This is a genomic window from Cellulomonas persica (genome assembly GCF_007989825.1).
GTDB lineage: Bacteria > Actinomycetota > Actinomycetes > Actinomycetales > Cellulomonadaceae > Cellulomonas > Cellulomonas persica.
Genome location: NZ_BJUA01000009.1, coordinates 26,694 through 46,777, shown reverse-complemented (window position 1 = coordinate 46,777; position 20,084 = coordinate 26,694). Strand labels below are relative to the sequence as shown.

Annotated in this window: 22 protein-coding genes; 13 read left to right on the top strand and 9 right to left on the bottom strand. The window is 73.1% G+C overall.

The annotated features are described in order from the left end of the window. Positions 1–6: 6 nt before the first annotated feature. From CPE01_RS10230 to CPE01_RS10220, 3 genes are all read left to right on the top strand, one after another. Complete coding sequence (locus tag CPE01_RS10230; protein WP_146806552.1) at positions 7–591, top strand: dihydrofolate reductase family protein; 585 nt, start codon at positions 7–9, stop codon at positions 589–591. 113 nt (positions 592–704) lie between these two features. After that, positions 705–1,517 (top strand): SGNH/GDSL hydrolase family protein, encoded by an 813-nt coding sequence (locus CPE01_RS10225; RefSeq protein WP_246783862.1) that lies wholly within the window; start codon positions 705–707, stop codon positions 1,515–1,517. Between the two features lie 71 nt (positions 1,518–1,588). Beyond that, complete coding sequence (locus CPE01_RS10220) at positions 1,589–2,161, top strand: GNAT family N-acetyltransferase (RefSeq protein WP_146806550.1); 573 nt, start codon at positions 1,589–1,591, stop codon at positions 2,159–2,161. Between the two features lie 115 nt (positions 2,162–2,276). Here CPE01_RS10220 and CPE01_RS10215 read toward each other — a convergent pair whose 3' ends face one another. Both CPE01_RS10215 and CPE01_RS10210 read right to left on the bottom strand, forming a co-directional pair. Continuing rightward, complete coding sequence (locus tag CPE01_RS10215) at positions 2,277–2,792, bottom strand: hypothetical protein (protein WP_146806549.1); 516 nt, start codon at positions 2,790–2,792, stop codon at positions 2,277–2,279. A gap of 16 nt (positions 2,793–2,808) precedes the next feature. After that, positions 2,809–3,384 (bottom strand): hypothetical protein, encoded by a 576-nt coding sequence (locus CPE01_RS10210; protein WP_186811507.1) that lies wholly within the window; start codon positions 3,382–3,384, stop codon positions 2,809–2,811. Between the two features lie 160 nt (positions 3,385–3,544). Here CPE01_RS10210 and CPE01_RS10205 point away from each other — a divergent pair, with 160 nt between their 5' ends. Beyond that, positions 3,545–4,318, top strand: coding sequence for a YqjF family protein (locus CPE01_RS10205; RefSeq protein ID WP_246783861.1), 774 nt, complete (start codon positions 3,545–3,547; stop codon positions 4,316–4,318). Between the two features lie 13 nt (positions 4,319–4,331). On the opposite strand, the gene CPE01_RS10200 is transcribed toward CPE01_RS10205, so the two are convergent. From CPE01_RS10200 to CPE01_RS10190, 3 genes are all read right to left on the bottom strand, one after another. Continuing rightward, a complete protein-coding gene (locus CPE01_RS10200; RefSeq protein ID WP_146806547.1) occupies positions 4,332–5,603 on the bottom strand; it encodes an APC family permease in 1,272 nt (423 codons plus the stop codon). Beyond that, the gene (locus CPE01_RS10195; protein WP_146806546.1) at positions 5,600–6,208 is read right to left on the bottom strand and encodes a GNAT family N-acetyltransferase; all 609 of its coding nucleotides are present in this window, start codon (positions 6,206–6,208) and stop codon (positions 5,600–5,602) included. Before CPE01_RS10195 ends, CPE01_RS10200 begins: the two co-directional genes overlap by 4 nt. 75 nt (positions 6,209–6,283) lie before the next feature. Continuing rightward, a complete protein-coding gene (locus tag CPE01_RS10190) occupies positions 6,284–6,883 on the bottom strand; it encodes a TetR-like C-terminal domain-containing protein (RefSeq protein WP_146806545.1) in 600 nt (199 codons plus the stop codon). A gap of 203 nt (positions 6,884–7,086) precedes the next feature. Between CPE01_RS10190 and CPE01_RS10185 the strand changes: the two genes are divergently transcribed. The 7 genes from CPE01_RS10185 (at position 7,087) to CPE01_RS10155 (ending at position 13,011) form a co-directional block, all read left to right on the top strand. Then, positions 7,087–8,055, top strand: a complete 969-nt coding sequence (locus CPE01_RS10185) for a DUF5692 family protein (RefSeq protein ID WP_146806544.1) — start codon at positions 7,087–7,089, stop codon at positions 8,053–8,055. A gap of 78 nt (positions 8,056–8,133) precedes the next feature. After that, the gene (locus CPE01_RS10180) at positions 8,134–8,679 is read left to right on the top strand and encodes a P-loop nucleotide/nucleoside kinase family protein (RefSeq protein WP_146806543.1); all 546 of its coding nucleotides are present in this window, start codon (positions 8,134–8,136) and stop codon (positions 8,677–8,679) included. A 45-nt stretch (positions 8,680–8,724) separates the two neighbouring features. Next, a complete protein-coding gene (locus tag CPE01_RS10175; RefSeq protein ID WP_146806542.1) occupies positions 8,725–9,390 on the top strand; it encodes an SDR family oxidoreductase in 666 nt (221 codons plus the stop codon). A 48-nt stretch (positions 9,391–9,438) separates the two neighbouring features. Next, a complete protein-coding gene (locus CPE01_RS10170; RefSeq protein WP_146806541.1) occupies positions 9,439–10,674 on the top strand; it encodes a VOC family protein in 1,236 nt (411 codons plus the stop codon). Between the two features lie 4 nt (positions 10,675–10,678). Further along, positions 10,679–11,905 (top strand): cytochrome P450, encoded by a 1,227-nt coding sequence (locus CPE01_RS10165; RefSeq protein WP_146806540.1) that lies wholly within the window; start codon positions 10,679–10,681, stop codon positions 11,903–11,905. 19 nt (positions 11,906–11,924) lie between these two features. Next, on the top strand, positions 11,925–12,209 hold the full coding sequence (locus CPE01_RS17060; RefSeq protein WP_503825992.1) for a helix-turn-helix domain-containing protein: 285 nt from the start codon (positions 11,925–11,927) through the stop codon (positions 12,207–12,209). Positions 12,210–12,447: 238 nt separating this feature from the next. Next, positions 12,448–13,011 (top strand): hypothetical protein, encoded by a 564-nt coding sequence (locus tag CPE01_RS10155; protein ID WP_146806538.1) that lies wholly within the window; start codon positions 12,448–12,450, stop codon positions 13,009–13,011. 80 nt (positions 13,012–13,091) lie between these two features. Here CPE01_RS10155 and CPE01_RS16900 read toward each other — a convergent pair whose 3' ends face one another. Beyond that, entirely contained in the window at positions 13,092–14,015 is a 924-nt protein-coding gene (locus CPE01_RS16900; RefSeq protein ID WP_146806537.1) for a cold-shock protein, read from the bottom strand. A 135-nt stretch (positions 14,016–14,150) separates the two neighbouring features. Between CPE01_RS16900 and CPE01_RS10145 the strand changes: the two genes are divergently transcribed. After that, positions 14,151–14,957, top strand: a complete 807-nt coding sequence (locus CPE01_RS10145) for a Nif3-like dinuclear metal center hexameric protein (protein WP_146806536.1) — start codon at positions 14,151–14,153, stop codon at positions 14,955–14,957. 109 nt (positions 14,958–15,066) lie between these two features. On the opposite strand, the gene CPE01_RS10140 is transcribed toward CPE01_RS10145, so the two are convergent. Together CPE01_RS10140 and CPE01_RS10135 are read right to left on the bottom strand one after the other, a co-directional pair. Next, positions 15,067–15,435 carry a hypothetical protein gene (locus CPE01_RS10140; protein WP_222592905.1) on the bottom strand — a complete coding sequence of 123 codons (369 nt, stop codon included), beginning with the start codon at positions 15,433–15,435 and terminating at the stop codon, positions 15,067–15,069. Positions 15,436–15,526: 91 nt separating this feature from the next. Then, a complete protein-coding gene (locus CPE01_RS10135) occupies positions 15,527–16,081 on the bottom strand; it encodes a winged helix-turn-helix domain-containing protein (protein WP_222592904.1) in 555 nt (184 codons plus the stop codon). 568 nt (positions 16,082–16,649) lie between these two features. Here CPE01_RS10135 and CPE01_RS10130 point away from each other — a divergent pair. Beyond that, the gene (locus tag CPE01_RS10130; protein WP_146806534.1) at positions 16,650–18,584 is read left to right on the top strand and encodes an endo-1,4-beta-xylanase; all 1,935 of its coding nucleotides are present in this window, start codon (positions 16,650–16,652) and stop codon (positions 18,582–18,584) included. 196 nt (positions 18,585–18,780) lie between these two features. Here CPE01_RS10130 and CPE01_RS10125 read toward each other — a convergent pair whose 3' ends face one another. After that, entirely contained in the window at positions 18,781–20,028 is a 1,248-nt protein-coding gene (locus CPE01_RS10125; RefSeq protein ID WP_146806533.1) for an FAD-dependent monooxygenase, read from the bottom strand. Between the last annotated feature and the right edge of the window lie 56 nt (positions 20,029–20,084).

The following is a 20,084-nucleotide window of genomic DNA, read 5'->3' as shown; positions in this document are numbered from 1 at the left end:
GCACTCATGGGCAAGCTGATCTACGCGGCGAACACCTCGCTCGACGGCTACCTCGAGGACGCCTCGGGTGCGTTCGACTGGTCGGTGCCCGACGACGAGGTGCACCAGTTCTGGAACGACCACGAGCGGGGCATCGGCACGTCGCTGTACGGCCGGCGCATGTACGAGACGATGCGCGTCTGGGAGGACGACGAGTGGCTCGCCGACGAGCCGGCGGTCGTCCAGCAGTACGCGCAGGTCTGGCGTGACGCCGACAAGGTCGTCTACTCCACGACGCTCGCGGACGTCTCGACGGCGCGCACGCGCCTCGAGCCCCGGTTCGACCCGGACGCGGTCCGGCGGCTCAAGGCGCAGTCACCGAAGGACCTGAGCGTCGGCGGTGCGACGCTCGGGGCGGAGGCCTTCCGGCACGGGCTCGTCGACGAGTGCGTGCTGGTCCTGCACCCGGTGACGGTCGGCGCCGGCAAGCCCGCGCTGCCGACCGACGTCCGCCTCGACCTGGAGCTGCTGGACCACCGCCGCTTCGCCAACGGCACGGTCTACCTCCGCCACGCGGTCCGCAGCGTCGCACCGGCCGCGTCAGCCGACTGACGACGGCGGCTGCAGCCCGATCGCGTCACGGCCTGCGTGGCCCGCTGGCGAGCGGCAAGACCGCTCGAACGGCGCGCATCGGGCGGCGTGGCTACGGTGCGAAGATGACGCGCATGACGCGGACGACGAGGTCCGCGATCCTCGCCACGATCGGTGCCCTCACCCTCGTCGGGTCCGCGGCGACGGCGGCTCCCGCGGCTCCGCCGCGCGCCGTCTACGACGCGCTGGGTGACTCATACGCGTCCGGCTACGGAGTCCCGCCGTACGGCGAGTGCGGCCGGTCGCAGAGCGCGTACGCCGTCCAGCTCGACGGGCGTCATCGACTGCGCCTGGACGACTTCGTCGCGTGCGCCGGCGCGACCACGACCTCGCTGGTCGCCGGCGGTCAGCTCGACGCGCTGGACCGCAGGACGGACGTCGTGACGGTGACCGTCGGCGGCAACGACATCGGCTGGGCGAGCGCGGTCGTCGCCTGCCTCGGCGGTACCGACGAGCAGTGCGCCGGCGCGGTCGCGGTCGTCGACACCCGCATCCGGACGCAGCTGCCGGCCCTGCTCGACGCGCTGTACGCCCAGGTCGACACCGCCGCCCCGCGCGCCCGCGTGCTGGTGACGGGTTACCCGCGGCTGTTCTCGCCCGAGTTCGGCGCATACCTCGGGGCGTCGCCGGCCGAGCAAGAGGGCCTGAACGCCGCCGCGGACGCCCTCGACGAGGTGATCGCCGCCGCGAGCGCCCGTGCGGGCTTCGAGTTCGTCGACGTGCGCAAGCGCTTCACCGGCCACGGCGCGAACTCCCCCGACGCCTGGATCCTCGGTGCGACCGACCCCGGCTCGTTCCACCCGAACGCCGACGGCTACGAGGCCTACACGGCGGCGGTGAGCTCGGCGCTCCGCCACGTGAAGCCGGGCTGCGGTCGCCACCGCTGACCGAGGCGACGACGACGCGCGTCGGACGAAGGTCCGACGCGACAGCGCCCGGCTGCCGCGAGGCTGCGGGCATGCCCTCCGTGGACCTCACCGGCCCGTCCCGCATCCGCACCGACCGGCTCGTCGTGCGGCGGTTCGCGCCCGACGACGGCGAGGGACTACACGGCTACCTGTCGCGGCCCGAGGCCGTGCGGTTCGAGCCGTACGACGTGCAGACGCGCGCGCAGTGTGACGAGCTCGCGGCCGCGCGTGCGCACGACCCGTCGTTCTGGGCGGTCTGCCTCCAGGACGACGGCACGCTCGTCGGGAACCTCTACCTGCACCACGACGAGCCGCGCGCCTGGCGCGGCCACAGCCTCGGCTATGTCTTCCACCCCGATCACTGGCACCGGGGTTACGCGACCGAGGCGTGCCGCGCGCTGCTCGACGTGTGCTTCGACCAGTGGGGTGCGCACCGCGTGACCGCGCACTGCGACCCGCGCAACGAGGCGTCCTGGCGCCTGCTCGAGCGCCTCGGTCTGCGGCGCGAGGGGCACTTCCGGCAGTCCGCGTCGTTCAGCACCGACGACGCGGGTCGTCCGCTGTGGCACGACGCCTACCTGTACGCGGTGCTCGACTCCGAGTGGCGGCCCGCGAACGACTGAGGCCGCGCGTCAGGGGCGTCGCCACCACGGGAGCGTCGCGAGCGGTCACGCGATCGTCCTGCAGTGACCGCCACACTGCCGGGCCGGCGCCCGGCTCGGTGCCTGCTCGGCGCCGCTACCTCCTCGCGGCTCGCGCGCCGATCCACGCACCGGCGACGACGCCGAGGCCGGCCCCCAGCAGGACCGTGACGGCCAACGACGGAGAGCTGTCACCCCGCGTCACCTCCGCCGTCACGTCCACGACGCCCCCCTCCGGTGACCACACGCGGATGGCGAGGTCGACCCCGCCGCGCGAGGCCGTCACGATCTGCGACCTGGCACCCGTCTGCACCTCGGCGTCCTCCCACCCCTGGGCCTCGAGCGCGGTCCGGACGACCGCGCCGTCGACGGTCGGATCCGCCGTCGCGTCGACCACCACGGAGCCCCGGTCGAACGACGGCGCCCACTTCCCGCTGACCACGGGTTCGCCGTCGGCGACGAGTCCCGCCAGCTCGATCTGGCGTGCGTGTGCCACCAGCTCCTCGTCGGACGGCTGCACCACGTACCAGTGGAACGCGTACGCACCGACCGCCGCCACGGCCGCGAGCAGGACCGAGAACAGGACTCCGACCGCGACCCGCCGGACGTTCACCCAGGGCTCGTCATCGCTAGCCGCCGGCGTGCCCGGGGTCGATCGGGGCGCCGTCGCCGTCCTCGGGCAGGTCGCCGCGTTCGACGGGTCCGTCCGGCACGCGGACCTCCGAGAACAGGTGTGGCAGCTCGCCGACGGTCGGGACGCGGACGGCCTCACCCGCCGCGCGCAGGGTCGCGGCGTCGACGTCGGTCCCCTCGAGCGACACGAAGGCCTCGCCGCGCACCACACCGCACAGCAGCGTCGTCGGCGTGTCCGTCAGCTCGTCGCACGGCACGACGACGGACGGGTCGACGACCGTCGTCCGGGCGGTCCTGAGCGCGACCATCGCCAGCCTGTCGTCGACCTCACGCGTGTAGGTCGCGGAGAACCCGTCGTCACCGGAGACCCCGACGGACTGCACCGCGAGGTCGAACCCCTCGACGTCGGTGACGTACACGAGGTCGGGCGCGATCCCCGCACGCGTGGCCTTCGACGCGATGTCGTCGACGGCGGCCGGTTCCGTGGACCCGGCGCCCCCTTCGCCGGCGCACGCCCCCAGCAGCAGCACGGGCACGACGACCAGGGCAAGGACGCTCCGGGAACGGATCACGCCCCGGAATGTACCCAAACGCCCCGGGGCGGGAGGCCGGATCGGGTGGAGAAGCGCTCGCTCAGCGAGCGCAAGCCCACCCACAACGCGCAGCGCGCAGCAGCGACGTGGCCGGAGGGCGGGCGGGCGGGCGGCTCGGCGGGCGGGGCATAGTGGCGGCGTGGAGCCCGAGCCGATCACCGCGACTCCGCCGCCGCTGCGCGGGCGTGCGGTGCTGCGGCAGTCGTGGCGTGACCTCACGTTCCTGCACTGGCGCGTCGAGGCGGACGTCGTCGCCCCGCTCCTGCCTCCCGGCACGCGCCCCGACGTGAACGACGGCACGAGCTGGGTCGGCCTCGTGCCGTTCCGCATGGTCGACGCGGGTGCGGCGCGCGGGCCGGGCATCCCGTGGCTCGGCACGTTCCCCGAGACGAACGTGCGGCTGTACTCGGTCGACGAGCAGGGCCGCCGCGCCGTGGTCTTCCTGACCCTCGAGGCGGCCCGGCTGCCGTTCGTCCTGGGCTCACGCGCGGCGCTGGCGCTTCCGTACACGTGGGCGCGGATGCGTGTGACCGAGTTGGGCGACGTCGTGACGTACTCCTCCCGGCGGCGCTGGCCGGGACCGCGGGACGCGACGACGCGCGTCGTCGTGCGACCGGGTGAGCCGCTCGCACCCGGCGACGCGCTGGCGGACTTCCTCACCGCGCGCTGGGCGCTGCACACGCGGGCGTTCGGCCGCACGCTGCACCTGCCGAACGCGCACGAGCCGTGGCCCCTGCGGACCGCGGAGCTGCTCGAGCTCGACGACCACCTGCTCGCGGCGTGCGGCCTGCCGGGTGTCGCGACCCGCCCGCCGGACTCCGTGCTGTTCTCCCGCGGCGTCCGCACGACGTTCGACTCCCCCGTCGACGCCCGCGCGCCTCGGCCGGGCACCGGCGGGGCGACCGGGGCGTAGGGCACGCGAGGGGCTACGTCGCCGGCGCGCCGCGCCTCGGACGCCGGGTCCGCCACAGCCGGAGCCCGACCCCCACGACGAGCACCACGGCGCCGACCGCCACGGACGCGGCGGGCAGGGTCACGACGAGGGTGAGACAGCCGAGCGCACCGAGCACCTGCAGGGCACGCGGGAAGCGGCGGTGCTCGTCGTCCTGCGTCCACGCGGCGAGGTTCGCGACGAGGTAGTAGAGCAGCACGCCGAACGACGAGAAGCCGATCGCACCGCGCAGGTCGACCGTGAGCACGAGCACGCACACCACGACCGCGAGCGCGACCTCGGCGTGGTGCGGGACGCGGTGGCGCGGGTGGACGGCGGCGAGCCAGCGGGGCAGGTCACCCTCGCGCGCCATCGCGAGGCTCGTACGCCCCACGCCGGCGATGAGGGCCAGCAGCGCACCGAGCGACGCGGCGGCCGCCCCGACCCGCACGACGGTCACCGCCCAGCCCTGCCCGCCGAGCTCGACCGCAGCGGTCAGCGGCGTGGGCGTCGCGGCGGTGCCGTCCGGCCCGAGCGTCGCCAGCAGGGTCACGCCGACCGTCGCGTAGACGACGACGGTGATCGCCAGCGCGACCTGGATCGCGCGGGGGATGGTCCGGCGCGGGTCGCGCACCTCCTCACCCATCGTCGCGATGCGCGCGTAGCCCGCGAACGCGAAGAACAGCAGCCCCGCGGCCTGCAGCACCCCGTACCAGCCGCCGGTCGCACCCGACCACGGGCTGGCGTCCGACCACCGCGGCTCACCCCCGGACAGGCTCACGGCGACCGCGACGGCGAGAGCCAGCAGCACGACGACGACGATGATCCGGGCGACTCGCGCGGTCCGGGTCACGCCGCGGTAGTTGACCGCCGCGAGCGCGGCGACGGCGACGACCGCCACCGGCCGCTCCCACCCCTCGGGCGCCGCGTACGCCGCGAACGTCAGCGCCATCGCTGCGCAGGACGCGGTCTTGCCGATGACGAACCCCCACCCCGCGAGGAACCCCCACCACGGCCCGAGCCGCTCGCGCCCGTAGACGTACGTGCCGCCCGAGGTCGGGTACTGCGCGGCGAGCTGGGCGGACGCGGTCGCGTTCGCGTACGCCACGAGCGCGGCGACCGCCAGGCCGACGAGCAGCGCCGACCCGGCCGCCGCGGCGGCGGGCGAGAACGCCGCGAACACCCCCGCGCCGATCATCGACCCGAGGCCGATCACGACGGCGTCGCCGGTGCCGAGCCGCCTGGCGAGCGCGGGGTTCTCGGTCACGGACTCACCGAGCGCGGGACCGACGACGAGCCGGCCTCGGCCGTCCGCCGCGCCCACTGCTCCCGGGTGATCTCGTACTGGAACCCGCCGAGGTCGGAGCGCTCGACGCCGAGCATGTCCTCGGGCGTCTCCAGCGTCCGCGTCACGGTCATCCCGACCTTCTCCATGACGTGCTGCGAGGCGTGGTTCACCGCCATCGTCGCGCCCCACACCACACGCACGTCGAGCTCGGTGAACGCCTTCTCGACCAGTGCCGAGGCGACCTCGGTGGCGTAGCCGTGGCCCCAGGCCGCGCGGCGCAGCCGGTAGCCGAGCTCGACCTCGTCGACGGGGCCGTCGCGCTCGGGACGCAGGCAGAACCACCCGATGAACGCGCCGCCCGCGTTCTCGTACGCCGCGAACAGGCCCCGCTCCCCGTGCCAGCGGTCGTACCCGGCGAGGATGCTCGGCAGGACGACGTCGCGGATCTCGTCGGGGTCGGTCGGGGCGCCCCCGGACAGGAAGCGCATGACCGCGGGGTCGCTGTCGAGCTCGATCAGCAGATCGGCGTCGTCGGCGGCGAACCGGCGCAGCGTGACGCGTGCGGTCTGCAGGTAGGTGTGCACGGCGGTCAGCATGCCCGACCGACGAGGCGGCGGCGCCGCGACACGACCGGACGACGTCCCGACTGCCGGTCGGCCTCAGGCGACCGTGCGGCAGGCGCGTGCGTCCAGGCGCTGGACGGACTCCTGCACGCTGCCGTGCAGCATGAGCTCGACGTCGCCCACCAGCCGGTACGGGTCGGCGACCATCCCGTCGGACACCCAGCGCAGCACCACGGCCAGCACGGCGGACGTGTAGAAGTCGACGACGAGCTCGTGGTCGGCGGGGCGCCTCGGCCCACCTCCGCCGACCTCGCGCACCACGGCGGCGGTCACGGGCCGCATCTGCCGGAACAGGAACCGCTCGAGCCCCGCGCGGCCCAGGCCGTCGAGCACCGCGGCCGTCGAGGTGCGGTTCTCCCGCAGGTAGCCGAGCAGCCGCACGAGCCCGTCGGCCCACGCGTCGTGCCGGGCCTCGACGCGCACCTGCTCGGCGACCTCGGTCTCGAACACCCACGCCGCGAGGTGCTGCACGTCGTGGAAGTGGTAGTAGAACGCCTGCCGGGTCAGGCCGCAGTCCTGCACCAGGTGCGTGACGGTGACGCGTGCGAGCGGCTCGGAACGCAGCCGTTCCTTGAGCGCCGCCGCGAGTGCTGAACGCGCGTCGGGGCGGCGCGCGACCTCGTCGTGGCTGCTCACACCCCTAGCAACGGCCCGCCGACGCGCGTCGGCGTGGGCCGAAGGTCCCCGCGGACCGGGCCCGGGATCCCGCCGACGACGCCCGCGGGTGGCCCGCTGGACACATCCCGCCGGCTGTCCAGTGACCGCCGACGCGCAGCGTCCCTACCGTCGGGCAACCCCGGGCCACGGACGGCACCGGGTCGGTCCGCGAGGAGGTCACGGTGTTCCTGTTCGACTCCATCCCCTGGCAGTCGTGGGTGATGTGGTTCGTCGTCCTCGGTGCGCTCATCGTCCTGAACGAGGTCACGCGCCGCTGGAAGTGGGCGGCGGTCGCGTTCTTCGTCGTGCTGCCGTTGGTGCTGACGGTGTTCGTGTGGCCGACGACCGCGGGTGAGGGTTCGTCGACCGGCACCTGGTTCCACTGGGTGAAGGTGTACTCGGCGCTCGCCGGCTGCCTCGGCTTCATGCTGCTGCGGTACGTCGACAAGCTGTCGAAGAACCGCTGGATGCTGCTGTTCCCGGCGCTCATCCTCGCGGTGAACATCGGCGAGGCCGTGATCCGCGACTTCCAGGTCGCGGGGCTGCAGGGCATGCACGACGGCGTGTTCATGGTCGGCGGCGCGTGGAACTACATGAACGGCGTCGCGGGCATCCTCAACGCGCTGACCATCTGCGGCTGGGCGGGCATCTTCGTCTCGCGCGACAGGTCCAAGGACATGATCTGGCCGGACATGCTCTGGTTCTGGATCATCGCCTACGACCTGTGGAACTTCGCGTACGTCTACAACTGCGTGGGTGACCACGCGTTCTACGCGGGCGCCGCGCTGCTGATCTCGTGCACGATCCCGGCGTTCTTCCTCAAGAAGGGCGCGTGGCTGCAGCACCGCGCCCACACGCTCGCGCTGTGGATGATGTTCACGATGGCGGTCCCGACGTTCGTGTCGTCGTCGCGGTTCGCGGTGGACTCCTCGCACGACGAGACCGCGCTGCTCGTCGTCTCCGCGCTGTCCCTCGTCGTGAACGTGGCGGTCGCGGTCTACCAGGTCCGCGTGATCGTGACGCGCCGCCTCAACCCCCTGCGCGACGAGCTGTTCACGCACCTGCGCCCGTACCGCGAGGTCCGCGAGGCGAACCTCCCGCTGCCGACGACGACCGGCGCCCACCAGGCCGAGCCGTTCGCCACGGTCTGACCACCGATCGGGCCGTCCCGCTGCGTCCCCCGACGCGGCGGGACGGCCCGTGCGTGCGCCTGCCGTAGCGTGACCGCCGTGATCGTCTGGCTGAACGGGACCCACGGGGTGGGCAAGACCACGACCAGCGCGCTCGTGCAGCGCCTCGTGCCGGACTCGCGGGTCCTCGACGCCGAGAAGGTCGGCGAGACGCTCATGGACATCACGCCCGGGTTGCCGGCGACGGACAACTTCCAGCACTGGGCGCCGTGGCGGCCGCTCGTCGTCGACACCGCGCGACGTGTCCTGGAGTACACCGGCGGGACGCTGGTGATGCCGATGACCGTGCTGGTCGAGGGCTACTGGCGGGAGATCGCCGACGGGCTCGCGTCGCACGGCATCCCGGTGCGGCACGTCGTCCTGCACGCCGACCCTGCCGCGCTGCGTGCGCGGATCCTCGAGGACCAGGCGATGGGACCGTCACCGTTCCGGCTCGCGTACGTCGACGCGTACGCCGAGGCCGCGCGCACCTGGCTGCACGACGCCGCGCACGTCGTGGACACCACCGACCTGACACCGCAGCAGGCCGCTGAGCAGGTGGTCGCCGCGGTGAATGCCGTTGCCCCGTCCGACGGGCGGCTGTAGGACTGTCGCTGCGCCGACCCCGGCCCGCTCACCCTCGGAGGACTCATGCCGCTCGCTCTCGTCACCGGCGCCGCGCGCGCCGACAGCATCGCGGCCGGCATCGTGCCGCGGCTGCGCGCCGACGGCTGGGACGTCGCGACGAGCGACCTCGTCGGCACGGACTACCCGTGCGACCTGTCGACGCCCGACGGCCCCGACGAGCTCATGGCCGCGGTCACGCGCGACCGCGGGCCGGTCACGGCGCTCGTCCTGAGCCATGCGCACGACGTGAACAGCGGGATCCTCGACACCACCGCGGAGAGCTTCGACCTGCATGTCGCGGTGAACGCGCGCGCGAGCCTGCTGCTCATCGCCGCGTTCGCGCGCCAGGCCCCGGCCGACGGCGGCGTGGTCGTGGCGCTCACCAGCGACCACACGACCGGCAACCTGCCGTACGGCGCGTCGAAGGGTGCGCTGGACCGGATCGTCATCTCCGCGGCGCGCGAGCTGGGGCCCCGTGGGATCTCGGCGAACGTCGTCAACCCCGGCCCGATCGACACCGGGTGGATGGACGACGACACGCGCACCGCGTTGACGGCCGCGCACCCGCTGGGCAGGCTCGGCACGCCTGCCGACATCGCTGCGGTCGTCTCGTTCCTGGTCTCGCCCGAGGGCCGGTGGGTGTCCGGGCAGCTCCTCCAGACCGACGGGGCGTTCTCCGCGCGCTTCTGAGCACGCCCCGGCCGGGCGGCTGTCGGAGGGCGGTCCTACTGTGCCGATATGACCGATCTCGGTGGGGACTGGCGGGTCGTCGACGGCCTGACGACGGCGTGGTTCGACGCGCGTTCGCTGACCGAGGGCGCGGCGCTGGCCGCACGCGTCACGCAGGTCGCGCCCGGGGCCGCGGTCGACGTGCGCGCGTCGGGCATGCGGGTGCGGCTGGCGTCCGACGACGAGGCTGCGGGCCTCGCAGAGGCCGTCTCCGACGAAGCGCGCGCTCTGGGACTGGTCGCCGACCCCACGGTGCTGCAGGTGCTGAACGTGGTGCTCGAGTCCCCCGACCCGTCCGCGCTGCGGCCGTTCTGGCGCAGCGCGCTCGGGGACGTGGCCGAGGCCGGCGACCGGCTGGTCGACCCGGTGCTTCGGGACCCTGCGTTCGTCGTGCGCGCGTCGGGCGAGGTGCGGCCGCTGCGCAACCGCATCCACGTCGACGTGGTGCGACCGTCCGACGCCGTCGAGCACGCGGGTCTGGGCGAGGCGTCAGGCCCGTACGGGGTGTGCCACGCCGACGCGGACGGCAACGAGGTCGACCTCGTACCGGGCGGCCTGCTCGACGAGTCCGACGAGCCGGCGGACGCGACGTCCGACTGGCACGCGGTGTTCGGCGCGGTGGCCTGCTACCGCGTGACGTCCTCGGACCAGCAGCGCGACCTCGCGTCCGCAGCGGCGGCGCTCGCCGACGCCGCGGGGTTCCCGCTGCTCGTCGACCTGCGACCGGGGCTCGTCGTCCTGGACACCGGCAAGGACCAGTGGGACGCCGAGGCCCACGGGCTCGACGTCGACGTCGTCACTCTGGCCGCACGGCTGCAGAACGCCGCACGCGAGGCCGGCGCCACCCCGGACCCCGGCCTGCCGCGGTTCGTGCAGTTCCTGATCGACGCCGCGGACGTCGCGGCGCTGCGCGCGTTCTGGGCCGCTGCGCTCGGCTACGTCCCGGACCGCAGAGCCGCCACGACGGACCTCGTCGACCCGCGACGGCTCAACGCCGTGGTGCTGTTCCAGGAGCTGGACGCCTCCGAGACCGAGCGGCGCCGTCAGCGCAACCGCATCCTGCTCGAGCTCGCGGTCCCGGCCGACCGCGCGCCCGCGCGCGTCGAGGCGATCGTCGCCGCGGGAGGGCGCGTCGTCGAGGAGTCCGGCGCCCGGTGGCGGCTCGCGGACCCGGAGGGCAACGAGCTGGAGGTCGTCGCCGGCTGGGCCGGACCCCGACGATCGGCCCGGACAGGAGCACGATGAGCTCGTGAGCGAGCACACCCCGAGCGACGAGCTGTCGGCCGACGACCACCTCGGGGGCGGTCGTGCGCCGCGCACCGACACCGCCGGTCGCACGCGTGCCGACTGGAACCCCCGCGGACCGCGCGTGCGCCGCGACCCGCTGGCCGCCTACGACGCGCTGCGGGCGCACTGCCCCGTCGCGCACGGCCCGGACGGGGCGTGGACGCTCTTCTCGCACGCGGACGTCATGGCCACGGCGCTCGACCACACGACCTTCTCCAACGCGGTGTCCCGTCACCTGCAGGTCCCCAACGGCATGGACGGCGCCGAGCACAGCGCCTACCGCGCGGTCGTCGACCGGTACTTCACCCCCGAGCGCATGCGCGACGTCGAGCCCGTGGTGCGACGCGTCGCGACGGACCTCGTCGCGAGCCTCGACGTCCCCGGCCGGATCGACGCGGTGGCGGTGGGCGCGCGGTTCGCGGTGCGCGCGCAGAGCGCGTGGCTGGGCTGGCCCGCGGACCTCGAGGAGGAGCTGCTCGCGTGGGTCGAGGAGAACCGCCTCGCCACCCGGTCACGCGACCGTTCCCGCACGGCCGCGGTCGCGCAGCACTTCACGGCGATCATCACGTCCCTGATCGCCGCTCGACGCGGCGACGACGCACCGGCCGACGTCACGACCGAGCTCGTGCGGGACAGCGTGGACGGACGGCCGCTGTCCGACGAGGAGATCGTCTCGATCCTGCGGAACTGGACCGGTGGCGACCTGGGCTCGATGGCCCTGTGCGCGGGCGTCGTGCTCACCTACCTCGCGGACCACCCGGACCTGCAGACGCACCTGCGCGCCGGGGTCCCGGACCGGGAGCTGGACCGCGCGCTCGACGAGATGCTCCGGATCGACGACCCGTTCGTGAGCAACCGCCGCATCGCGACCCAGCCCGTCACGATCGGGGGCCGGCAGGTGGCCGCGGGCGACCAGGTGCTCGTCCACTGGACCGGCGCGAACCGCGACCCGCGGATCTTCGGCGACCCGGACGCGTTCGAGCCGGACGCCCACGCGCCGTACAACCTGGTCTGGGGCATCGGCAAGCACGTCTGCCCCGGCCGGCCGCTCGCTACGCTCGAGCTGCGTGCCCTCACGCGCGCGGTCCTCGCCGCGACGACCGCGGTCCGCTCCGACCCGGACCGTCCCCGCGAGCGCGAACGCCCACCCGCCGGCGGCTTCGCGTCAGCCCCACTCGTTCTGCTGTAAGAACGGTCACAGGACGTGCCTGGATGCCGCCGAAGTCGATCCCGCCCTCGCGCACCCGGTCGACTCGCTGGCCGAGCTCGCCACGCTCCCCGAAGTTCGAGACGCGCTCCCGCCGGGTGCGGTGCGGGTCCTGGATCTCCTGCGTCGCGTCGGTCGCCCACTCGGCACAGGTCAGGTCGCGGAGGCAGCTGGCGTGACCCGGCCCACCGCCTTGCGGCATCTCCAGCGTCTGCAGGACGCGGGCCTCGTCGCATGGCAAGGGCAGTCGCCCAAGGATCCTCGGGCGGTGTGGCGCCTGGCGTGACGGCCTCACGTCGACGACCTACTGCAACACCTACTGCCAAGGTCCTGTTGCAGTAGGTGCTGCAGTAGTGAGCCCCGCTTCGAGCGCCGGGACCGGGCGTAGCGGGCTCCGCGGAGTATCACGCCGTAGGCGTGCGCCCTCTTTGGTCCCGACGCCGGTCTGCGGCCCCACGGTGTGGCACCGATCTGGGACGGCAGGGGGCAGAGTGCTCCCGACGGTCAACGCAGGCAGCACGGACATGCCCACCATCAGCACCCCCACCCTGAGCCTCACCGATATCGGGGTCGGGATCGTCGTCCAGGTCCGGTACACGGCGACCTTCAACCGGTTCGACCGCCAGCTCTCCGCCCTGGGCAAGACCTGGCACTCCCACGTCACGATCCACGACTTCGACGGGGGTGCCGACCCAGGCGACGTGATCCTCGACTTCGGGGCGCCCGACGACCGCGAGCGCTTCGCGGTCACCGTCGGGACGACCGATCTGGCGATCGCGAAGACCGAGCAGATGACGGTCCTCAACCGCTCGCTGCTCGTCGTGGACGCCGACGGCGTGAACGAGCTGAAGATGCTCCCCGAGGCCTTCGAGCGCATCGCCGACCCGACCTCGAGCGTGAGCCCCGCCGACTCGGCAGATGCCGTCGCAGAGCTTGCCGCGGGCGGTCAGCTCGACGCCTGCTCGGTGCCGATCGGCGCGGGAGCGCGATCGACTGGACCGTCGCCACACCCGGGCCGTCCTTCACGGCGCCCTTCCTCGCGGAGGCACGACGCCAGGTCGACGAGCTGTTCGGTGCGCACACCGTGACCGCCGACTTTCGCCAGGAGATCGTCGACTTCTTCCTCGCGCACCCCTGACCGGACCGGGACGGCACCGGGGTCAGTGCGTCAGATCAGCTCGACGTCGTCGGCCTGCGGGCCGCGGTCACTCTGGCGGACGCGGAACCGGACGCGGTCGCCCTCCTCGAGGACCTCCTCGTCGCGGATCACCGACACGTGCACGAACAGGTCCGCGCCGCCTGCGTCCGGGGCGATGAAGCCGAACCCGCGCTCGGGGTCGTAGCGCACGACCACACCCTCGCCGCCGCGCGCGGGCGCGGCTGACGATGCGCGTCCCTGCCGTCGCCGACCGGGTTCCGACGGTGCGCTGCGGCGACCCGAACCGCCGACGAGGCGCACGTCGCGGGCCTGCGGCCCGCGGTCGCTCTCGACCACGTCGAACGTGACACGGTCGCCCTCGGCCAGCTCGGCCAGGCCACCGCTGAGCGACTTCACGTGGACGAACACGTCGTCGCCGCCGCGCTCGGGCGCGATGAACCCGAAGCCCTTCTCGCCGTCGTACCAGGTCACGGTCCCGTCCGCACCGTCGTCGGCCGACGGGCTCGTGTCCGCGCCGAGCGGGAGCAGGTGGTCGGCCTGCGGACCCTTCTCGCCGTCGACGACGAGGAACGCGACGCGCTGCCCCTCGGTGACGACCCCGCCGCCGACGATCGCGGAGCTGTGCAGGAAGATCTCCGCACCGCCGGTGTCCGGCATGACGAACCCGTAGCCCTTGCCGGGCTCGTACCAGGAGACGGTGCCGAGGACGCCCAGCGTTCCGGCCGCGTGGTCCGCCGTGACGCGCACCCGGCGCGCCTGCGGGCCGCGGTCCCCCTCGCCGACCTCGAACTCGACCTCCTGCCCCTCGCGGAGCACGCGGTCGTCGCCCACGACCTCGGACGCGTGCACGAACAGGTCGTCGGCCCCGTCGTCAGGAGCGAGGAACCCGAACCCTCGCTCGGCGTCGAACCATCGGACAGTTCCCTGGGGCACGGTGGACTCCTCGTCGAAGCAGATGTTGCGACCTCCAGTGTCCCCCGGCTGGAGCGCGTCGCGAGACGGGAGGCGCGCTCGTCGTCCGCTGTGCGCGCGTCCGGGGCCGTCACGCGGGCCACTAGGGTGACGCGCGTGACGGTGACGGCGCGGCAGGTGGCGGAGCGGATCGGCGCGCACATGGGGGTGCCGCCCCGGGCGACGACGGTCGACGGCTTCCTGGCGGGGGACCCGGACGCCCCGGTGCGCGGGGTCGCGGTGACGATGATGGCGACGCTCGACGTGCTGCAGCGCGCCGCCGCGCGCGGGCTGGACCTCGTCGTCACGCACGAGCCGCTGTACTTCGACCACCACGGCGCGTCCGACGAGGCGCTGGCGTCCGACCGCGACCCGGTGTTCGCGGCGAAGTCAGCGTTCGTGGCCGAGCACGGGCTCGTCGTGCTGCACCAGCACGACGCGTGGCACGACCGCGAGCCCGACGGGATCCAGACGGGCGTCGCGCGCGCCCTCGGCTGGCTCGAGCGCGCCCGTGCCGGTGACCACGAGGTCTACGACCTGCCGCCGACGACGCTCGGCGCGCTCGCCGCACACGTCGCCGACGCGCTCGGTGCGCGCGCGCTGCGCTACGTCGGCGACCCGGGTTCGCCCGTCTCCGTCGTCGGGATGCAGCCCGGCTTCGTCGGGTTCGAGCGCAACCGGCACCTGCTCGCCCGGCCCGACGTCGACGTGATCGTCATCGGCGAGGCGCACGAGTGGGAGACCGGCGAGTACGCCGCCGACGCGGTCACCGCGGGGCTGTGCGCGGGCGTCGTCGTCGTGGGGCACGTGCCCTCCGAGCAGGAGGGGATGGCGGAGTACGCCCGCTGGTTGCGCGAGCTCGTGCCCGAGGTCCCGGTCGAGCTCGTCGCCGCCGCCGACTCGTTCCGCACGCTCACGGCGTAACGGCCCGACGGCGCCGGCCTCGTCAGACCATACGGGTCTTCCCTGTACGCAGCCCGGAAGCGCGCCGCACCCGGACACCGAGGTCTCGGGCGCGGCGCACGGCAGCCGGTCAGTAGACCCCCATCGTGTCCAGGACACGGGTCGCCAGATCGACGATCGCGCGGATCTTCGGCAGGTCGTCGAGGACATCCTGGCTCGACAGCGCGGGGGTGTCCGCCGCGGGGTACTCCGCAGCGTGCCGCTGACGTCGCATCCGATCGAACGGCCGCAGCGTGGCACCCATCGGCGGGTCGAGCTGCGCAAGCACAGCTCGGTAGACGGCCAGGTGCCCACCTCGGGTGGTGGGGCGCAGCCCTTCGTTGGCCAGGACGGCCCACAAGGCCTTGCGTCCGGCGTCGTACAGCACGCCGTAGGCGCCCTCCGGGTCGCCGTCGGCCGTGGCTTCCGCCGATGTCAGGTGCCGGCCAGCCTGCTCCACGAGCCTGTCCCGTGCTCACGACTCGCCGGCACTCGTTCGATATGCCCGTCGGCGATGAGCGCGTCGATGTCTGCGCGCCCTTGCTCCCACCTCATGCGTCAACCTGCTCCTGTTCGTCGAGGGGCACCGCAACCTTGGGTCGGGCCCGGACCGTGGAGACGAACGGGTCAGTCCCGTCCGCCCACGTCTCGGGCCGGACGCGACGCACGTTGACCTCCCGCCGCAGGATCTTCTCGGCCCGGCGGGCGCGCTCGTCGAGGTCGTCCACATCGACGTCTCCGACGACGATGACGTCGACGTCGGCCGGCGGCGGCCCCGGCTCTCCGTTGTACCGAGCAGCCCACGATCCGTAGATGTAGGCGGTCTCGGCTCCGCGCAGCCCGGACAGCGCGGTGGTGAGCACCGGCAGCGGTCCGTACGTCAGTGCGAGCAGGTCGGTCAGCGGGCGCGCGAGCGGGGAGTCGACTGCGGCGCGCACCAGACGAGAGGTGCCGGCGCGGCGGTCGGTGAGCAAGCCGGCCTCGACGAGACGGGAGATCTCCTGGTGGGCAGCCTTGACCGATGCGCCTGTGCCGGCTGCGGCGTCGGTGATGCTGTACTCGACCTCAGGATGGAGGTAGAGCAGCGCGAGAAGCCTGCCTTGCACCTGCGAACGCAGGATGGGAAGCAGCGCTGGCGGCGGAGTTCGCATAACAGGTACAAGATTCTAGACGTCACAGGTAAACGTCAAGGTCCGCGCGAACGCGCGATCGGGCATCAGCAGCACCGCTCCTCGCCCGAGTAGTCCAAGCAGAGCCTCGACCTAGGCGGTCCGTGGGCCGCCGCGCATACGCCGAGGCGAGCTCTCTCGTCGCGTTCGACGCAGGCCTGTCGGTGCTCCGGACGCAACTTCAGGTCCGCGCGACCGGGCGTCGTACACGGGCTCTCGTCACCACGCCCGGGCGCTGTCTCGCCTTGACGACCCCCGGGGCGATACCTAGCGTGTCACCCGTACGGGCTAGGAACGCTGCGTCGATGAGGACGCTTCTGCATCGATGGAGATGTGCCTGGGTCGTGCTCGTGCGCTCTTGGCAGAGGCTCTCGTCGTCGAAAGTCTCGGTCGCACGGCGAAGGACGCCAGACAGATGCCGGACAGGTGGGTTGGTCGCTGTTCACCTCCGATCGCCTGATCGCCACCCCCGGCTCCGAGCGGTGCCAGCGAGAGGAACGGGTCTATGACAGGGCTTGTCACACGACGACGTGAGGACGGACCAGGAACGGCGCCGCGGCGCCGTCCGGCGCGATGGGCGGGGGCGGCGGTCGCCGGCTTCCTCGTCGCCGCCGGCGTCGCCCTACCTGCGCAGAGCGCGAGCGCCGACGACGGGTTCGACGTGCGGATCAAGGTCACCGGTCACGGCGGCACCGTCAGCGGCGCGGGCAGCTACGAGCCGGGTGAGACCGTCCAGCTCACCGCGACCCCGAAGAAGGGGCAGGTGTGGGGCGGGTGGACGTCGACGCAGCTCGAGTGGATCGGCGCGCGGGTCGACTCGTTCACGATGCCCGAGAACGACGTGGTCCTGACCACCTCGTTCCGGCCCGCGATCAAGCCGCTCAAGGACGTCTACCGCGACTACTTCGACGTGGGGAACATCTACTCCGGCCCGCAGACGTACGCGGCCGGCTCGCCGAACGTCGCGACGGTCGACCGGCACTACAGCGCGATGACGGCCGAGAACAACATGAAGCCGGACCAGCTGCTGCCGAACGCCAACATCGACCCCGTCACGGGCGAGTTCACGTTCACGTTCGCGGCTGCTGACGCGTTCGTCGACCAGACGCTCGCCAAGCACAAGAAGGTCCACGGCCACGTGCTCGTCTGGCACGGCCAGTCCCCGGCCCGCATCAACTCCGGCCCGACCGGCGGGACCCGCGAGCTCGCGCGCGCCAACATGGAGCGCTACATCAAGGCCGTCCTCACGCACTTCAAGGGCCGCACGGTCTCGTGGGACGTCGTCAACGAGGCGTTCGTCGACGGGCTCGACGAGTTCGACCCGGCCACGCAGGACTGGCGTGACTTCCTGCGCGGCGGCCCGAACGGCGGCTGGTCGAACTGGTATGCGGCGTACGCCAACGGCGCCGACACCGCGGCCGGTGAGAGCCCGGCCGACTTCATCTACGACGCGTTCGTCTTCGCCCGGAAGTACGGGCCCGAGCAGCGCCTCGTCTACAACGACTTCAACGTCTTCCAGTCCGAGGGCAAGGGCGAGGCGATCGTCACGATGGCCAAGGACCTCAACGCCCGCTACGCCGCCGAGAACCCCCGGGACGAGCGGCCGCTCATCGAGAGCATCGGCCTGCAGTCGCACAACTACATCAACCAGACGCCGGCGTTCGCGTGCTCCGACCACACCCAGCTGCGCAAGGTCGTCGACGACGACGCGCAGGAGTGGCAGCCCGGGGCGTGCTCGGACCACGCATCCGTCGAGCGCTCGCTGCAGCTCATCACCGAGGCGGGCCTGACCGCCGACATCAGCGAGCTCGACACGCAGGTCTGGGAGGCGTGGAACGGCCAGCCCGAGGGCGACGACCGCTCGCAGTACCGCGACCTGACCGACCCGTCGGTCAAGGACCGGATCTCGCGTGACGGGTTCACGTACTGGGTCGGCAAGATCACCAACCGTGCCGAGCTGGAGAAGATCCAGGCCCAGCGGTTCGCCGAGTACTTCGCCGTCTACAAGAAGTACTCGACGTACATCCACCGTGTCACGTTCTGGGGTCTGACGGACCAGCTGAGCTGGCGCGCGACGCACAACCCGCAGATCTTCAACAGCGACTTCTCCGAGAAGCTCGCGGCGGTCGCCGTCGCCGATCCGGAGCGCTGGCTGGGCATCCGCGGGCAGATCACCGACACCTCGACGCTCCAGGCGACGATCGCGCACGCGAAGGCGATCGACCTGCGCACGTACACGCCGAAGAGCGCCGCGGCGGTGCGCAAGGCGCTGGGGAACGCCAAGGCCGCGCTCGCCAAGGGCGCATCGCAGGCCAAGGTGAACAGGGCGACGGCCGAGCTGGAGCGCGCGATCGACCAGCTCCAGCTGCACAAGCCGCACCACCCGAAGCCGGTGCCGCCGAAGCCTGCCCCGCCGAAGCCGCCGCACCCCAGGCCGTGACGGCCGGCTGACACCGACGAGGCCCCCGCGGGAGCGCACATCGTGCTCCCGCGGGGGCCTCGCTGCACCCGGCCCGCGGTGGTCGGCGGTGGCGCGGGCGGTCAGCAGCAGCGGACCGGCCAGCAGCAGCGGACCGCCAGCAGCAGCGGACCGGTCAGCAGCGGACGGTCCGTCGCGCGGACCGGCAGCGGGCGGATCAGTAGCGGTACGGCGTCTGCGCGCAATGCACGCCGCGCGGGCCGTAGGGCGCCTTCTCGAGCCAGACCGACGCGGCCTCGTCGTCCGGGGCACGCTCGGCCGCCGCGCGGATCCGGGCCGCGGCCTCGTCGTCGGGACGCAGGTGCGCGAGGGCCTCCCCGGCCGCGTCGCGGTTGAACAGGGCCGCCGACCGACGAGCGAGCGCGAACGCCTCGACGGGCGTGCGCGCCGCGGCGCCGGTCGCGCGGGACGCCGCGGCGATCGCGATGGCCGCGGCCTCCGCATCCGGCACCCCGGAGTTGAGGCCGCGCGCGCCGAACGGCGCGAACAGGTGCGCGGCCTCGCCGACGAGCAGCACGCGCCGGTGCGGGTCGGCGAAGTCGTGCGCCACGAGCTGCAGGAACTGGTAGGTGGACACCCACGTGGTGCGGTCGGCGTAGCCGCGCGGCAGCACCGCGTCGAGCCACGCGCGCACCCCGTCGGGCGACGCGAGCTCGTCGGGGTCGTCGTCGGTCACGAGCTGCAGGTCGACGCGGTACCCACCGGCGAACGGCACGACGAGCACGTTGCGCCCGCCGACGGCCGGGTGCGCGTAGTGGAAGTGCCGCTCGCGCGGCAGGGTCGGGTGCTCGAGCTCGGCGACGTCGACGACGACGTACCACCCGTCGTCCTTGCTGCCCTCCATGCGCGCGCCGACCTGCTTGCGCACCGCCGAGCGCGAGCCGTCGGCGCCGACGACGTACGCCGCCTCCCACCGCGTGCCCGCCGCCGTGGTGAGCACGACCCCGTCGTCGTCCGTCTCGACCTGCGCGACGTCCTGCTCCCACGCGAACCGCACACCCGCGGCGACCGCGCGGTCGTACAGGTACGCCTCGATCTGCACCTGCGGCAGGCTCGTGAAGTGCGGGTACACCCCGGCGGGCGGGTCCGGGTACGTCTTGGCGTAGACCTCGCGGCCCTCGTAGAACGTGCGCTGGGTGTTCCAGTACACGCCGTGCTCGTACAGCTCGGCACCCAGCCCGGGGCTGATCCGGTCGAGGATCTGCAGCGTCTGGCTGTGCGTGAAGATCGCGCGGCTCCCGGGCCGCTGACGTCCCTGCGCACCGGCCTCGAGCACGGTGACGGGCAGCCCGTAGGCGCGCAGCGCGAGCGCCGCGGTCAGCCCGACGGGCCCGGCGCCGACGACGAGGACGTCCGTGGACCGGCCGTCGGCACGGACGACGGGCTGCGGGCTCACTGCGGACATGTCTCTCCTGCCTGGGGTTCGGATGTTCAGGGTTCGGTTGCTCAGGGTTCGGTTGC

Bases quoted from the DNA above. Each gene is read 5' to 3' on its own strand.
- CPE01_RS10230 (WP_146806552.1), top strand. From the start codon at position 7: ATGGGCAAGCTGATCTACGCGGCGAACACCTCGCTCGACGGCTACCTC.
- CPE01_RS10225 (WP_246783862.1), top strand. From the start codon at position 705: ATGACGCGGACGACGAGGTCCGCGATCCTCGCCACGATCGGTGCCCTC.
- CPE01_RS10220 (WP_146806550.1), top strand. From the start codon at position 1,589: ATGCCCTCCGTGGACCTCACCGGCCCGTCCCGCATCCGCACCGACCGG.
- CPE01_RS10175 (WP_146806542.1), top strand. From the start codon at position 8,725: ATGCCGCTCGCTCTCGTCACCGGCGCCGCGCGCGCCGACAGCATCGCG.
- CPE01_RS10170 (WP_146806541.1), top strand. From the start codon at position 9,439: ATGACCGATCTCGGTGGGGACTGGCGGGTCGTCGACGGCCTGACGACG.
- CPE01_RS10155 (WP_146806538.1), top strand. From the start codon at position 12,448: ATGCCCACCATCAGCACCCCCACCCTGAGCCTCACCGATATCGGGGTC.
- CPE01_RS10130 (WP_146806534.1), top strand. From the start codon at position 16,650: ATGACAGGGCTTGTCACACGACGACGTGAGGACGGACCAGGAACGGCG.
- CPE01_RS10125 (WP_146806533.1), bottom strand. From the start codon at position 20,028: ATGTCCGCAGTGAGCCCGCAGCCCGTCGTCCGTGCCGACGGCCGGTCC.